At 72.2% G+C, this 13,930-nt stretch carries 13 protein-coding genes; 7 read left to right on the top strand and 6 right to left on the bottom strand.

Features of this window, described 5'->3' with window-relative positions; genetic code table 11:
* Nucleotides 1–442: 442 nt before the first annotated feature.
* Together ACFYP4_RS19035 and ACFYP4_RS19030 are read left to right on the top strand one after the other, a co-directional pair.
* Nucleotides 443–2,731 carry a DEAD/DEAH box helicase gene (locus ACFYP4_RS19035; RefSeq protein ID WP_388786411.1) on the top strand — a complete coding sequence of 763 codons (2,289 nt, stop codon included), beginning with the start codon at nt 443–445 and terminating at the stop codon, nt 2,729–2,731.
* A gap of 215 nt (nt 2,732–2,946) precedes the next feature.
* On the top strand, nt 2,947–3,888 hold the full coding sequence (locus ACFYP4_RS19030; RefSeq protein WP_388786409.1) for an alpha/beta fold hydrolase: 942 nt from the start codon (nt 2,947–2,949) through the stop codon (nt 3,886–3,888).
* Nucleotides 3,889–3,918: 30 nt separating this feature from the next.
* On the opposite strand, the gene ACFYP4_RS19025 is transcribed toward ACFYP4_RS19030, so the two are convergent.
* A complete protein-coding gene (locus tag ACFYP4_RS19025) occupies nt 3,919–4,824 on the bottom strand; it encodes an NYN domain-containing protein (protein ID WP_358850299.1) in 906 nt (301 codons plus the stop codon).
* Between the two features lie 239 nt (nt 4,825–5,063).
* Between ACFYP4_RS19025 and ACFYP4_RS19020 the strand changes: the two genes are divergently transcribed.
* Nucleotides 5,064–5,216 (top strand): hypothetical protein, encoded by a 153-nt coding sequence (locus ACFYP4_RS19020; RefSeq protein ID WP_121405831.1) that lies wholly within the window; start codon nt 5,064–5,066, stop codon nt 5,214–5,216.
* 125 nt (nt 5,217–5,341) lie between these two features.
* Here the strand turns inward: ACFYP4_RS19020 and ACFYP4_RS19015 are convergent, their stop codons facing one another.
* From ACFYP4_RS19015 to ACFYP4_RS19000, 4 genes are all read right to left on the bottom strand, one after another.
* Nucleotides 5,342–5,947 carry a MarC family protein gene (locus ACFYP4_RS19015; RefSeq protein WP_358850199.1) on the bottom strand — a complete coding sequence of 202 codons (606 nt, stop codon included), beginning with the start codon at nt 5,945–5,947 and terminating at the stop codon, nt 5,342–5,344.
* Between the two features lie 325 nt (nt 5,948–6,272).
* Nucleotides 6,273–7,142 carry a PHP domain-containing protein gene (locus tag ACFYP4_RS19010; RefSeq protein WP_388786406.1) on the bottom strand — a complete coding sequence of 290 codons (870 nt, stop codon included), beginning with the start codon at nt 7,140–7,142 and terminating at the stop codon, nt 6,273–6,275.
* 227 nt (nt 7,143–7,369) lie between these two features.
* Nucleotides 7,370–8,011: a DUF6758 family protein gene (locus tag ACFYP4_RS19005; protein ID WP_358850201.1), complete on the bottom strand. Its 642-nt coding sequence runs from the start codon at nt 8,009–8,011 to the stop codon at nt 7,370–7,372.
* 147 nt (nt 8,012–8,158) lie between these two features.
* Nucleotides 8,159–8,743, bottom strand: coding sequence for a suppressor of fused domain protein (locus ACFYP4_RS19000; protein ID WP_358850202.1), 585 nt, complete (start codon nt 8,741–8,743; stop codon nt 8,159–8,161).
* Between the two features lie 559 nt (nt 8,744–9,302).
* Here ACFYP4_RS19000 and ACFYP4_RS18995 point away from each other — a divergent pair.
* Nucleotides 9,303–10,415 (top strand): magnesium and cobalt transport protein CorA, encoded by a 1,113-nt coding sequence (locus ACFYP4_RS18995; RefSeq protein ID WP_358850203.1) that lies wholly within the window; start codon nt 9,303–9,305, stop codon nt 10,413–10,415.
* Between the two features lie 44 nt (nt 10,416–10,459).
* The gene (locus ACFYP4_RS18990; protein ID WP_358850204.1) at nt 10,460–11,002 is read left to right on the top strand and encodes a hypothetical protein; all 543 of its coding nucleotides are present in this window, start codon (nt 10,460–10,462) and stop codon (nt 11,000–11,002) included.
* 84 nt (nt 11,003–11,086) lie between these two features.
* On the opposite strand, the gene ACFYP4_RS18985 is transcribed toward ACFYP4_RS18990, so the two are convergent.
* The gene (locus ACFYP4_RS18985; protein WP_358850205.1) at nt 11,087–11,848 is read right to left on the bottom strand and encodes a hypothetical protein; all 762 of its coding nucleotides are present in this window, start codon (nt 11,846–11,848) and stop codon (nt 11,087–11,089) included.
* Nucleotides 11,849–12,035: 187 nt separating this feature from the next.
* Here ACFYP4_RS18985 and ACFYP4_RS18980 point away from each other — a divergent pair, with 187 nt between their 5' ends.
* Together ACFYP4_RS18980 and ACFYP4_RS18975 are read left to right on the top strand one after the other, a co-directional pair.
* Complete coding sequence (locus tag ACFYP4_RS18980) at nt 12,036–13,334, top strand: magnesium transporter MgtE N-terminal domain-containing protein (protein ID WP_358850206.1); 1,299 nt, start codon at nt 12,036–12,038, stop codon at nt 13,332–13,334.
* On the top strand, nt 13,324–13,908 hold the full coding sequence (locus ACFYP4_RS18975; protein ID WP_388786403.1) for a DUF1003 domain-containing protein: 585 nt from the start codon (nt 13,324–13,326) through the stop codon (nt 13,906–13,908). The genes ACFYP4_RS18980 and ACFYP4_RS18975 overlap by 11 nt, the downstream gene beginning before the upstream one ends.
* Nucleotides 13,909–13,930: the final 22 nt, after the last annotated feature.

The raw sequence follows: 13,930 nt of genomic DNA, 5'->3' as shown, positions 1-13,930 counted from the left end.
GCGTGGACGTTCCTGGTCAATCAGTGTGACGACGACCATGTGACCGAATCGGCCATCGCGTGTGCGTGATTCCGGGGTATGGTGGTAATGCGCCCGTTGAGTATTGCGACGGGCCGCGTGAATGAGGATGCCCGGTCGGAGGCCCGATCGGCTCCGACCCGACAGACCTCCACGTCCGTACGGCACCTCGCGTACGACACCCGGAGGAACCCTCAGCGGTACGAGCGCTCGAGCGTCGGCAGTGGTCCCATGCCACTCGGCCAGCCCGCAAAGCGGCCGACGTCCCCGGCACGGTCCAGACACGACCCCCGCGCTCGCCTCGCACCGCGTACACAGAAGAGGCAGCACCCTGACTACGACTTTTCGAGACCTCGGAATCCTTCCCGAGACGGCCGAAGCCCTGGAGGCCGTCGGCATTCTCAACCCCTTCCCGATCCAGGAGATGACGCTCCCGGTCGCCCTCACGGGCAAGGACGTCATCGGCCAGGCGAAGACCGGCACCGGCAAGACGCTGGGTTTCGGCCTTCCGCTCCTGGAGCGCGTGACCGTCCCCGCGGACGTCGAGGCGGGCCGGGCCCTGCCCGAGCAGCTCACGGACGCTCCGCAGGCGCTCGTCGTCGTGCCGACGCGTGAGCTGTGCACCCAGGTCACGAACGACCTGCTGACCGCGGGCAAGGTCCGCAACGTGCGCGTGCTCGCCATCTACGGCGGCCGTGCCTACGAGCCCCAGGTCGAGGCCCTCAAGAAGGGCGTCGACGTGATCGTCGGCACCCCCGGCCGACTGCTGGACCTCGCGGGCCAGAAGAAGCTGGACCTGAAGCACATCAAGTCGCTCGTCCTCGACGAGGCCGACGAGATGCTCGACCTGGGCTTCCTGCCCGACGTCGAGAGAATCATCAACATGCTGCCGGCCCGCCGTCAGACGATGCTGTTCTCGGCCACGATGCCGGGCGCCGTCATCGGTCTGGCCCGCCGCTACATGTCGCAGCCCACGCACATCAGCGCCACGTCGCCCGACGACGAGGGTGCGACGGTCCGCAACACCGCGCAGTACGTCTACCGCGCGCACAACATGGACAAGCCGGAGATCGTCTCGCGGATACTGCAGGCCGACGGCCGCGGTCTCGCGATGGTCTTCTGCCGCACCAAGCGGACGGCCGCGGACCTCGCCGACCAGCTCCAGCAGCGCGGTTTCGCGTCCGGCGCGGTCCACGGCGACCTCGGACAGGGCGCCCGCGAGCAGGCGCTGCGCGCCTTCCGCAACGGCAAGGTGGACGTCCTCGTCTGCACCGACGTCGCCGCTCGCGGCATCGACGTCGAAGGCGTCACGCACGTCATCAACTACCAGTCCCCCGAGGACGAGAAGACGTACCTGCACCGCATCGGCCGTACGGGCCGCGCGGGTGCCAAGGGCATCGCCGTCACGCTCGTCGACTGGGACGACATCCCGCGCTGGCAGCTCATCAACAAGGCGCTGGACCTCGGCTTCCCGGCCCCGCCGGAGACGTACTCCACGTCCCCGCACCTCTTCGAGGAACTGAACATCCCGGCCGGCACCAAGGGTGTCCTGCCGCGCGGCGAGCGCACCCGCGCCGGGCTCTCGGCCGAGGCGGTCGAGGACCTGGGCGAGACGGGCGGCCGCGGTCAGCGCGGGGCCCGTGGTGGCCGCGCCGCCGCGCCGGTCGCGGAGCGCGAGAGCGAGCGTGAGCGCCCGGCGCGCACGCCGCGCCGCCGCCGCCGTACCCGCAACGGGACGCCGCTGGAGGAGGCCGCCGCGTCTCCCGCGGTGACGGCCGCCGAGCCCGTTGAGTCCGCCGGGACCGCGGAGGCCACCGAGCCCCGCACTCCGCGCCGTCGGCGCCGTACCCGCGGCAGCGGAGCATCCGCCGAGCCGGTCGCGGTGCCCGAGACCGTCGCCGAGCAGCCGTCGGCCGAGGCCGAGGTCGCGGTCGCGGTCGACACGGCCGAGGGCGTCACCGAGGAGCCGTCGAAGCCGCGCCGCCGCCGCACTCGCAGGACCGCGGAAACGGCGGCCGCCGAGACCCCGGTCGTCGAAGCCCCGGTCGCCGAGGTCCAGGTTGCCGAGGCCCCGGTCGCTGAGGCCCCGGCTGCCGAGGTCCCGGAGACCACCGAGACCAAGCCGCGCCGCCGCACCCGCAAGGCCGCCGCCGCGCCCGTCGCCGACTCGGCCGCGGTGGCACCCGAGGCCACCGAGGTCGTGGAGCCGAAGCCGCGTCGCAGCCGCGCCAAGGCCGCGGCGCCGGAAGCCGAGGCTGCTCTGGACACCGCGGAAGCCGCGGAGGCCAAGCCGAGGCGCCGCACCCGCAAGGCCGCGGCTGTCGTGGCCGACGCCGACATTCCGGCGCAGGCGGTCGACGAGCCCGAGGCCAAGCCGCGTCGCCGTACGCGCAAGGTCGCGGAGGCTGCGGTCGACACCGCGGAGGGTGCCGCCGAGGCCCCGGCCAAGCCGCGCCGCACGCGCAAGGCCGTCGCCGCCACGGCGGAGGCCGTGAGCGAGCTAGTGGAGGCCAAGCCGCGCCGCAGCCGTGCCAAGGCCGCGGCTCCGGAGGCCGAGGCCGCCGTCGAGACCACGCCGAAGCGCCGTACCCGCAAGGCCGCGGTTGCCTCCGTCGACGCCGCCATCCCGGCGCAGACGGCTGAGGAGCCCGAGGCGAAGCCGCGTCGGCGCACGCGCAAGGCCGTCGCCGCCACGGAGCCCGCGGACAGCTGATCACCGACCCGATGGCCCGGTCCCCGCACCCGCGGGAACCGGGCCATCGGCGTCTCCGCACGCCGCGGGGGGACCGACCCCCGCGTGAACACCCCTGCGGCACGCCTGCCCGCACCGAAGACCACCCGCACCCGCCCTCCCACCGGAGCCGAGGCGCGACGGGACCTACGACCCACCGCGGAAGAAGAGACACCCCGCACCGATAGCCTCACCGCATGAGCAGGCCGCCCACCTTCGTCCCCCCGCCCGGTGTCCGCGCGTACCGTCTCGCGACCACCCGCGGCGAGTTCGCCGTGCTCGACGCGACACCGCACGCACCACAGGAACCGCAGACACCGCACGCACCACAGGCACCGCCGAAGGGAACCGCCCTCCTGATCCCCGGTTTCACCGGCAGCAAGGAGGACTTCATCGCGCTGCACGAGCCGTTGGCGGCGGCCGGATACCGGACCGTCGCCGTGGACGGCCGCGGCCAGTACGAGACTCCGGGGCCCCCGGACGACGAATCCCCTTACGCGCAGGCCGAGTTGGCGCAGGACGTACTGGCGCAGGCAGCCGCCCTCGGCACCCCCGTGCACCTCGTGGGTCATTCTCTCGGCGGACAGATCGCGCGCGCCGCGGTCCTGCTGGACCCGACACCGTTCAGCTCGCTCACCCTCATGTCCTCGGGCCCAGCCCGGATCTCCGCACCCCAGCAGCAGCGCGTGAAGCTGCTGAGAGACGCCCTCGCGGTGATGGGCATGGCCGACGTCTGGGAGGCCATCCAGGCGATGGAAGCCCCCGCGCAGACCGGCCCGGGCGACCCCGGCGACTCGAACGGCCCCGGTTCCGGCAACCTCGACGCCGGCCTGGACGACCGCGCCGACCTGCGCCGGCGCTGGTTGGCCAACAGCCCGGCCCAGCTCATCGCGACGGGCCGGCAACTGTGCACGGAACCCGACCGCGTCGCGGAACTCGCCGCCGTACCCCTGCCGATGCACGTGCTCTCCGGCGCCTGCGACGACGCCTGGCCGGTGCCGCTCCTGGACGACATGGCCGTACGCCTGCAGGCGCGGCGCAGCGTCGTGCAGGGCGCCGAGCACTCCCCCAACACGGACCGGCCGCAGGAGACGGCCAGGGCACTCGCCCGCTTCTGGGACCGGTGCGGCCCGACCTGACACGCGCAGGGCGGTCGCGCCGGGCACGTCCTAGTACTGCGACTGAAGATGCGCCCAGAAGCCGTCCCGCAGCGCCCGCCGCAGATCCGCCTGCCCGCGCAGGGAGTACTGGAGCAGCCCCTCGGCCTCCACGAGCAGGTCCTGGTCGACGGACCCCGGCAGGTAGGGGTGCCCGGGGAGCAGGTCCACCAGCGCCTCCCGCCCCCGCTCCGCGAGCCACTTCGCGGCGATCTGCGCGCCCACGAACCGCACGTCGTCCCGCCCGGGCCGGGCCGTCCCGGCGGCGTCGTACGTGGCGGCGGTCCGCCGGGACACGTACGGCTTGATGAAGTCGAGGTCGAACGTCCGCTGGCTGTCGACCTCCCACAGCAGCGGCTCGGCCTGGTTGCGGCCCTCCGGCACCTCGATCCCCCACAGGTGGACCCTCGCCCCGTACCCCTGCGCCGCCTCGACGGCCGACACCAGGTCCTCGTCGCCGCCGAGCAGCGCGGCGTCGCTGATGGCACGGTGCCGGGCGAGCGACTCGAGGTCGCTGCGGATCAGCGAGTCGACGCCCTTCTGCTGGTTGTTGGCGTTCAGATTGCCGAGGCGCACCTTGACGTCGGGCAGCTCGGCGATCGACTGCTGTTCGGAGGTGTGGATACGGCGCCGCGCACCGTCGTACCAGTAGACGCGCAGCAGCCTGCTGTCCGCGAAGATCGTGCGGGCCCGGTCGATGAGCGCCTCGATGAGGCCTCCGGCGTCGAGGTCGAAGGCCCGACGGTCCTCGGACCCGGAGACGAGCCGTCCTGCGGCCGCGTACAGATACCCGGCGTCGACGAAGATCGCGTGGGTGGAGGGCGTCTTCGCCACCTCGGCGAGCATGCGCTGGAGCAGCTCGTTCGTACGGTCGATGCGGCCGCCCAGAGCCGCGAGGTCGTCGTTCATCGCTTCCATTGTCCCGGCGGTCACCCTGCGAACACAACCGGCCCCTGCCGGTCCCGGCCGGGGGCCGCAGCCGCCTGCCCCCACCCCTTACCGGCCAGTAATTAGGTTCTCGAAAAATTTCCTTAGCGTAGGGAATGTTTGTAACACGCATCCCGTTGAATCCGTATGAAGCGGAAGGGCAGCGACGCCCCACGCCTCACACATCAGTAGTTCTCCTCAGGAGGATGACCAGACGAAGGGAGAAGCCAATGCGCTTCGAAATCATGCGACTCGACGATGTCGACGGCACCCCCGTGGACACGACCGTCGTGGACGCCGCCTCCGTCAACCGGATCGTTCAGCAGGCCGCGGCCATCGGGCAGCGCCTCTGGATCCGCCCGGCCGACTCGACTGCCTCGTAACACGCGGGTGATTTCCACGTAACCCGCAGACGCTTCGCAGACTTCGGAGCCCCCGTACGGCACATGCCGTACGGGGGCTTTGCACGTGGTCCGCGCCAAGGGGGGCGCAACCCGGCCGACGCCGCTCAGGCGCCCCGGATCACCTGCGTGACACCGTTGATGATCTGCTGCACGGCGATCGCGGAGAGCATCATCCCCGCGAGCCTGGTCACCAGCACGACACCGCCGTCCTTGATGACGCGGATGATCAGCAGCGAGTACCGCATCACGAGCCACAGCACGACGTGGATGGCGAGGATGGCGGCCCACACGGACACCTGGGTGGTCGCGGTGTCCGCCTTCTGGACGGCCAGGATCACGGACACGATCGCGCCGGGACCGGCCAGCAGCGGCATGCCGAGGGGTACCAGGGCGACGTTGACGTCCTTGGTCTGCTTGGGCTCGTCGGTCTTGCCGGTCAGCAGGTCGAGGGCGATCAGCAGCAGGAGCAGCCCGCCCGCGATCATCAGCGCGGGCACGGACACGTGCAGGTAGTCCAGGATCTGGTGCCCGAGCAGACCGAACACGGTGATCACACCGCCGGCCACGCAGACGGCCTGGAAGGCCATGCGCTTCTGCACCTTGCCGGGGCGTCCAGCGGTGAGCGCGAGGAAGATCGGGGTGATCCCGGGAGGATCCATGATCACGAAGAGGGTCAGGAAGAGGGAGCCGAAGACGGCGACGTCGAACACGGTGGTGCCTTGCTGCTTGCGGAGAGACGAGACGGGCAGGACGAGGCGGCCACGCCTCGGCGGGCGGACGCCACACATACGGGTGTTCCGGGGAACGGACTCGGCGAGCCGGAACGAGCGCGGGTGACGGGAAGGAATCCCGACCCCCGGCCCGCCCCCGGCAGGACTTGGAGGCCACCCCGGGACCGGAGAGGCCAAGAGGCCGAAGGGGCCGGACGAGCCAGGGACGCCAGGAGTCCGGGAAACCGGCCGGCCCGAGCCGCGCCGGCCCGAGTCACGCCGACTGGGACGTCGTGACCGGGCCCGCGAAGCCGACCGGAGTGGACTAGACGGAGCGGCGGCTTCCCCCCGCGCCGGGCACGGGGAACGCCCCTGTGGCCCGCCGGGTGATCTCCCCGTAGACCTCGGGGTCGGTGGTGTACTCGCCGAGCGCACACGACTTGCGGCTGCCGTGGTAGTCGGAGGACCCCGTGGTGAGCAGCCCGAGCTCGGCCGCCAGGCCGCGCAGCCGCGCCCGGGTGGCCGGCTCGTGGTCCATGTGGTCGACCTCGATGCCGTCGAGTCCGGCGGCGGCGAGGTCGGCGATCGCGGAGTCCGGCACGGTCCTGCCGCGTTTGGCGGCGCCCGGGTGGGCGAAGACGGCGACGCCGCCCGCGCCCTTGATCAGCCGGATCGCTTCGAACGGGTCGGTCTCGTGCTTGGGGACGTAGCCCCGGCCGCCGTCGGCCAGCCACTCGCCGGTGAAGGCGTCCCCCACGGTGGGCACGACGCCGATCTCGACCAGGGCGGAGGCGACGTGCGGGCGGCCGACCGAGCCGTCGCCCGCGATCCGTGCCACCTGCTCCCAGGTGATCGGAACGCCGAGTTCCTGGAGCTTGGCGACCATGGCCCGCGCGCGCGGCACCCGGTCGTCCCTGACCAGCTCGCGCTCGGCGAGCAGGTCGGGCTCCTCGGGGTCGAAGAGGTACGCCAGTACGTGCATGCCGACGCCGTCGAGCCGGCAGGACAGCTCGGCGCCGGTGACCAGCGTCAGCCCCTCGGGGAGGGCGGCGATCGCCTCCGCGTGGCCCCGGACCGTGTCGTGATCGGTCAGCGCGACGACGTCCAGCCGGGCGGCGGCGGCCTTGCGGACCAGCTCGGCGGGGGTGTCCGTACCGTCGGAGGCGGTGGAGTGGGTGTGCAGGTCGATGCGCACGACGCGGACTCCAAGCGGTGTCGGTACGGAAGGGGCTGTTCAAGGATAACGGGAGTCCGACGCCCCCCTGTCACACCCGCTACGGCCGAGCACCCCCTACGCCCGCCGCGCTCGTCATACCCGCTACGGGCCGAGCACCCCTACGCCCGCCGCGCTCGTCACACCCGCTACGGGCCGAGCACCCCTACGGTCGCGCACGGCGAGCGGGCCGCGAGCGGGTGCCGTACCTACGGCTCCAGGATCCGTGGCGACAGCGCCCCGCACGGCAGCAGGTCCACCTCCGCACCGGCGTCCCGCAGGTCCGTCAGCACCAGTTCGTCGTACATCAGCAGCCCCGACTGCTCCGGCCACACGACGGCCCACAGCCACAGGCCGCGTGCCTCGCCCGCGAAGACGGCACGGTCGTCCGGGGAGCCGGAGACGAGCCAGAGCGGCGTCGGCCGGCCGGCGGCGAGGACCTTGGCCTGGGGAGGCTTCTCCACGTTCAGGTACGGACCGGGGTCGGGGCCGTCGACGCCCGCGTACCGCGCGCCGAGGCCGACGCCGAGTTCCTCGGCGACGAGGACCAGCTCCCCCATGCCGCCCAGCGGGCCGGGGCCCGAGCAGGCGACGACGGTCGCACGGCCGCCGCTGCGGTCGTCGCCCGCGCAGCCCACCCCCGTGAACAGCCAGCCCACCGGCAGCGGCCACGGCATCCACACCGGGACCTGCGCGCGGTGCACCACGACACTGAGCGCCTCGACGCTGGGCGGGATCACGGGCTGCAGCGGATGCACCGTCCCGTGCACGTCGCACTGCCAGGAATCGGAGAAGAGTCCGGGAGCCCTGACCCGGCCACCACACTTCGGGCAACTGGGTTCGCCCCTCATAAACCCCAACGGTCCTCCCCGTCCTCCGCCGCGTCAAGGACGATCACCCGTCCGGCGTGAGCCCTTCACCCCGGGTGAGTAGGCACCCGCACGTGTCGGCGGGGCCGAAGGAGGCCGGGTGCGGACTCGCGGGAAGCCGGCCCCGGCTCAGTCCAGCGGGACGGACCTGCGCAGCGGATCACGCAGGTCCGTCCCGCTGCTCAGCCAGCGTTCCTGGAGGGCGCCCGCGCCGTGCACCCGCTTCCAGGCGGCCTCGTTCGGGGTCATCGGCAGCAGCGGCAGGAACCGCACGGGATCGGCGGGCGCGTCCAGGTCGAGGTCCTCCACCAGACCGCCCGACTCGGCGACCAGGACGGACGTGAACGGTGCACCCGGCCACAGGGGTTCGCCCACGTCGAGAGACGCGCCCGGGGCCACGACGAGGCCCTCCACCTGGGGGGACGCGGCCAGTACGGCGAGGGGGCGGAGCACCTTGTCGGTGTCGGCACCGGCGGCACGCACCGACAGGACCAGCTCGGCGCGCGGGCCCTTGACCGGGTCGGCGAGGACCGCGGTCGGGTCGCTCATCGGCTGCGCCGACATGCCGAGCGTGGCGTAGCGGACGATGTCGCCCGCGGTGAAGCGCAGCACTTCGACGCGGTCGGTGCCCAGGAAGGTGACCGCGGCGCGCGCGTCCGGCTCGCCCAGTGCGGAACGCAACCGGGCCTCGACCAGCGGGAGAACATCTGCCATGAGCCGAGCATAGGCGGCGCTTTTCCGACCTCGGCACCCCGCACGCACCCCGCGCCACGGAGTCAACAACGCGCAAAGCGGGGTCTTGACGCTTCGGGGCGCTGATAGTCTTGGCCGCTGGTCGGGGCAGCACGCAGAAGCGTCGCTCTCGAGCCTCGACGCATGCGACTCCCCTTCGGGGGACGGATCGTCCCTCAAGGGGGACCGGCCGGAGGAGGTGGGGGCTGCAATGGACCGAAGTCGACCGTGCAGTACCACCCGCTCTTCCGGCCGCTGACGCAGCTTCGGCTCTGCCTGTCTGCCGCTTCCCGCGCTCGCATCCTTGTCTGTCCGGTGCACCGACGGAAGAGCACTTCGTTTCCGCCTGATCCATCCGACTGATCCGTCTGATCTGAATCAGTAGCGAAGCTGCCACCGCGACGGTGCGGTGCTCCCCGCTTTGTGGACGTGCCAGACATCCTTCCCCTGCCGCGACGGGCGGGGAGGCCCCTTGCAAGGACGTCCCCATTCCGGGCAGTTCCAACCGTCGCCGGCGGCCTCCGTATGAAGGAGCCTGCCCATGTCGATGATCCGTGACCTCCGCGCGGCGGTCCGTCCGCGCCCCTCGCTGCGCAAGGACAGTGGCTCGTACGACGCCACCCGCGACCCGGCCACGCCCTCCGCCGTGGTCGACTGCGCGGTCTACCTCGACGGCGCCCGCGTCCGGAGTGACGGGCAGCTGACACCGCACGAGGCGATGCGTCAGGTGCGCCGCGACGGCGGCTTCGTCTGGATCGGCCTGCACGAGCCGACCGAGGCCGAATTCGCCGGTATCGCCAGTGAGTTCGGACTGCACCCGCTCGCCGTCGAGGACGCGGTGCAGGCGCACCAGCGGCCCAAGCTGGAGCGGTACGACGACACGCTGTTCACCGTCTTCAAGACCATCCACTACGTCGAGCACACCGAACTCACCGCCACCAGCGAGGTGGTGGAGACCGGCGAGGTCATGTGCTTCACCGGGCGGGACTTCTTCATCACCGTCCGGCACGGCGGGCAGGGCTCGTTGCGGGCGCTGCGGCACCGGCTTCAGCAAGACCCCGAGCTGCTGTCCAAGGGACCCTCGGCGGTGCTGCACGCGATCGCCGACCACGTCGTCGACGGGTACATCGCGGTCGCCGACGCGGTGCAGGACGACATCGACGAGGTCGAGACGGAGGTGTTCTCGCCGGGCCGCAAGGGCACGCCGCGCGGCACCGACGCGGGGCGGATCTACCAACTCAAGCGCGAGGTGCTGGAGTTCAAGCGTGCGGTGTCGCCGCTGCTGCGCCCGATGCAGCTGCTGAGTGAGCGGCCGATGCGGCTGATCGACCCCGACATCCAGAAGTACTTCCGGGACGTCGCCGACCACCTGGCCCGGGTGCAGGAGCAGGTCGTGGGCTTCGACGAGCTGCTCAACTCGATTCTCCAGGCGAACCTGGCGCAGGCCTCCGTCGCGCAGAACGAGGACATGCGCAAGATCACGTCCTGGGCGGCCATCATCGCCGTGCCGACGATGGTGTGCGGGGTGTACGGGATGAACTTCGAACACATGCCGGAGCTGCACTGGCGATTCGGTTACCCCGTGGTGATGGGCATCACCGTGGTCATCTGTCTGGGCATCCACCGCACGCTGAAGCGCAACGGCTGGCTCTGAGCGGGCCGGTCGGCGGCGCCGTGCCGCTGGATAGTCTTGGCCCCATGACCAAGAAGCTGCTCGACCGGGCCCTCGTCGAGGAGGCCACCAAGAAGTCCGGGCTGATCTGGGTGACGGGCGGCCCGCAGGCGCCGGACGCCCCGGAGGGCCACACGGCGCCCTCGCGTCCGCTGTGGCACGTCTGGCACGACGGTGCGGTGTGCCTGGTCGGCGACGGCCCCGGTGAGCAGCCGCTGCCGGGGCTGGCCGACGGCGGCGACGCGGTGGTCACCGTACGCAGCAAGGACAAGGGCGGGCGGCTGGTGTCCTGGGCCGCTCGGGTCGTGGAGCTGGCGCCGCGGTCCCCGGAGTGGGAGGCGGCCGTCGCCGACCTCAAGGGCAAGCGGCTGAACGCGCCCGACGGCGAGGCCATGCCGGAGCGCTGGGCGGCCGAGTGCCGGGTGCTGCGCCTGGAGCCGCGGGGCACCACGGCCGCGCTCCCGACCGGTTCCCTGGCCGCCGTGCCCCTTCCCACCCCGGCGACGACCCGCAGGGCGGCCCCGGCCGGCCTCCCCCGCCTCCTGTTCAAGAAGCGCAAGCGCTCGTAGACCGACGGGAGCCCGGAGCGGCAAGCCCGCGGTAGCGGCAAGCCCGCGGTGGCGCCCGCCCGGCGGGAGCGGCGACCGCGGCGGTTACGAGGCCGGCAGCTGCTGCCCGTAGTCGACCGTCTCCTTCGCCGGCGGCTCCTCCAGGGCGAAATCCTCGCCCCAGTCGGTGAGCCGCAGGGTGCCGGCGTCTCCGGCGCGCACCAGCAGCAGGGGATACGGCTTCCCCTCCAGGGACACGTCGAGGCTGCCGCCCGCGCCCTCCTCGGCGGTGATCCGGACGGTGCGCGCGCCGTTCACCTTGTGGCGGCCGTCCTTCTCGAGAGCCCCGTGCAGCGTGAGCAGACCGTCCAGGAGGACGTCCTTGTCGGTGAAGCCGCTGAAACGCTTGTACGCCGGGTCTCCGGTCGGGACCTTCACGTACATGCCCTCCAGCTTGTCGGCGGCCGCCGCGTCCGAACCGGCGTCGTCACCCGCGCCGTCCTGATGGCTCCAGAACTCCGCGTCGGCCTTCAGGAAGAGGTGCTCCCCCACCCGCAGCAGCCGGAACGTCGCCCCCTTCGAGGTGACCGAGCCCGTGCCGCCGTCGCCCTTGAGGCGCATGTCGAGCCGGTAGGTGCGCCCGTTGGTCACCACGGATCCCGAGAGCCGTACCGCCTTCGCCGCGTCCGCGGTCGTGCGCGCCCGGCTCCGGATCTTCTCGGCGGACAGCTTGCCCACCCCGTTCGTGCCCGCGTCCGGGTCCTCGCTGCTGCACCCCGTCAGCCCCGTCCCCGTCACGACCAGCGCGCACACCGCGCTCACCAGGACGGCGCTGCGGGTACGGCCCAGGGGAGGAATTGCAGTCACGGATGGGCTGCCTCTCGTGCGGGGGTCCTCAACGGCGTACGGCAGCGTACCGGGGCCGGACGACGCCGTCGGAGGCAGTCCATCCGCACCCCCCACCAGCGCGTATCCGACCGGGACGGGCTAGCCTGAAGCCCATCCGAGCGGACATCGCGGCATATAGCGTTCAGTACGAAAAGGAGGCGCGGGCATGGCGGCAGGCGCCCCGAGGATCTTCGTCTCCCACCTCTCCGGCACCGCCGTCTTCGACCCCAACGGTGACCAGGTGGGAAGGGTGCGCGACCTGGTCGCCATACTGCGGGTCGGCCGGCGCCCGCCCCGGCTGCTCGGCCTGGTCGTCGAGCTGTCCACGCGCCGCCGCATCTTCCTGCCGATGACCCGGGTCACCGGCATCGAGTCGGGCCAGGTCATCACCACCGGCGTGCTCAACGTGCGCCGTTTCGAGCAACGGCCCACCGAGCGGCTCGTGTTCGGGGAGCTGCTCGACCGGCGGGTGCGGCTCGCCGACGGTGGCGAGGAGGTCACCGTCCTCGACGTGTCGGTCCAGCAGCTGCCCGCGCGCCGGGACTGGGAGATCGACCGGGTCTTCGTGCGGAAGGGCAAGGGCGGGACGTTCCGGCGCGCCAAGGGCGAGACGCTGACCGTCGAGTGGTCCGCCGTCACCGGGTTCTCGCTGGAGGAGCACGGGCAGGGCGCCGAGAGCCTCCTCGCCACCTTCGAGCAGCTGCGCCCGGCCGACCTCGCGAACGTGCTGCACCACCTGTCGCCGAAGCGGCGCGCCGAGGTGGCCGCGGCGCTGGACGACGACCGGCTCGCCGACGTGCTGGAGGAACTCCCGGAGGACGACCAGATCGAGATCCTCGGCAAGCTCAAGGAGGAGCGCGCGGCCGACGTCCTGGAGGCGATGGACCCGGACGACGCGGCCGACCTGCTGGGCGAACTGCCCGAGGCGGACAAGGAGCGGCTGCTCGCGCTGATGCGGCCGGACGAGGCGGCGGACGTGCGGCGGCTGATGGCGTACGAGGACCGCACCGCGGGCGGCCTGATGACCACCGAGCCGATCGTGCTGCGCCCGGACGCGACCGTCGCCGACGCGCTCGCCCGGGTCCGCAACGCCGATCTCTCCCCGGCGCTCGCCGCCCAGGTGTACGTGTGCCGGCCGCCGGACGAGACGCCGACCGGCAAGTACCTCGGCACGGTGCACTTCCAGCGCCTGCTGCGCGACCCCCCGTACACCCTGGTCGGCGCGCTCGTCGACGACGACCTGCAACCGCTGGCGCCCGGCGCGGAGCTGCCCGTGGTGGTCGGTTTCTTCGCGACGTACGACATGGTCGCGGCGCCCGTCGTCGACGAGAGCGGCTCGCTGCTCGGCGCGGTGACCGTGGACGACGTACTGGACCACATGCTGCCCGACGACTGGCGCGAGACGGAGTTCCACCTCGACGAGTCCCCGGCCGCCGAGGGCACGGGAGCCGCACATGGCTCCTGACCGCGATCCCCGCGAGCGGACGCCCGCCGGGGCGACCGCCACGCCCCGGCCGCGCACCCGGCTCGACCAGCCGCTGCCGCGGCGCCGCAGGCTGCTGCCCGAATGGGACCCTGAGGCCTTCGGGCGGTTCTCCGAGCGGATCGCCCGGTTCCTCGGCACCGGACGGTTCCTGGTCTGGATGACCGCGGTCGTGGCCGTGTGGGTGGTGTGGAACGTCGCCGCGCCCCGGGACCTGCGCTTCGACCAGTACCCGTTCATCTTCCTGACGCTGATCCTCTCGCTCCAGGCGTCCTACGCGGCCCCGCTGATCCTGCTCGCGCAGAACCGCCAGGACGACCGCGACCGGGTCAATCTCGAACAGGACCGCAAGCAGAACGAGCGGTCGATCGCGGACACCGAGTACCTGACCCGCGAGATCGCCGCGCTGCGCGTCGGCCTCGGCGAGGTGGCCACCCGCGACTGGATCCGCTCCGAGCTCCAGGACCTGGTCAAGGAGCTGGAGGAGCGGCACGGGGACGGGCGGGTCGTATTCCCGGCGGAGCACGCTCGGGGACGTGACGTAGACGACCGGTGACGGGGCTTTCCGGGCCCCCCGT

The sequence above is a fragment of the Streptomyces sp. NPDC005551 genome (assembly GCF_042871785.1).
GTDB lineage: Bacteria > Actinomycetota > Actinomycetes > Streptomycetales > Streptomycetaceae > Streptomyces.
This window is presented reverse-complemented; position numbering and strand designations above follow the sequence as displayed.

Excerpts from the sequence above, each read along its gene's own strand:
- ACFYP4_RS19000 (WP_358850202.1), bottom strand. The coding sequence starts at position 8,743 with ATGGCAGATGTTCTCCCGCTGGTCGAGGCCCGGTTGCGTTCCGCACTG.
- ACFYP4_RS18980 (WP_358850206.1), top strand. The coding sequence starts at position 12,036 with ATGGCGGCAGGCGCCCCGAGGATCTTCGTCTCCCACCTCTCCGGCACC.
- ACFYP4_RS19030 (WP_388786409.1), top strand. The coding sequence starts at position 2,947 with ATGAGCAGGCCGCCCACCTTCGTCCCCCCGCCCGGTGTCCGCGCGTAC.
- ACFYP4_RS19035 (WP_388786411.1), top strand. The coding sequence starts at position 443 with ATGACGCTCCCGGTCGCCCTCACGGGCAAGGACGTCATCGGCCAGGCG.
- ACFYP4_RS19005 (WP_358850201.1), bottom strand. The coding sequence starts at position 8,011 with ATGAGGGGCGAACCCAGTTGCCCGAAGTGTGGTGGCCGGGTCAGGGCT.
- ACFYP4_RS18995 (WP_358850203.1), top strand. The coding sequence starts at position 9,303 with ATGTCGATGATCCGTGACCTCCGCGCGGCGGTCCGTCCGCGCCCCTCG.
- ACFYP4_RS18990 (WP_358850204.1), top strand. The coding sequence starts at position 10,460 with ATGACCAAGAAGCTGCTCGACCGGGCCCTCGTCGAGGAGGCCACCAAG.
- ACFYP4_RS18975 (WP_388786403.1), top strand. The coding sequence starts at position 13,324 with ATGGCTCCTGACCGCGATCCCCGCGAGCGGACGCCCGCCGGGGCGACC.
- ACFYP4_RS19025 (WP_358850299.1), bottom strand. The coding sequence starts at position 4,824 with ATGGAAGCGATGAACGACGACCTCGCGGCTCTGGGCGGCCGCATCGAC.
- ACFYP4_RS19020 (WP_121405831.1), top strand. The coding sequence starts at position 5,064 with ATGCGCTTCGAAATCATGCGACTCGACGATGTCGACGGCACCCCCGTG.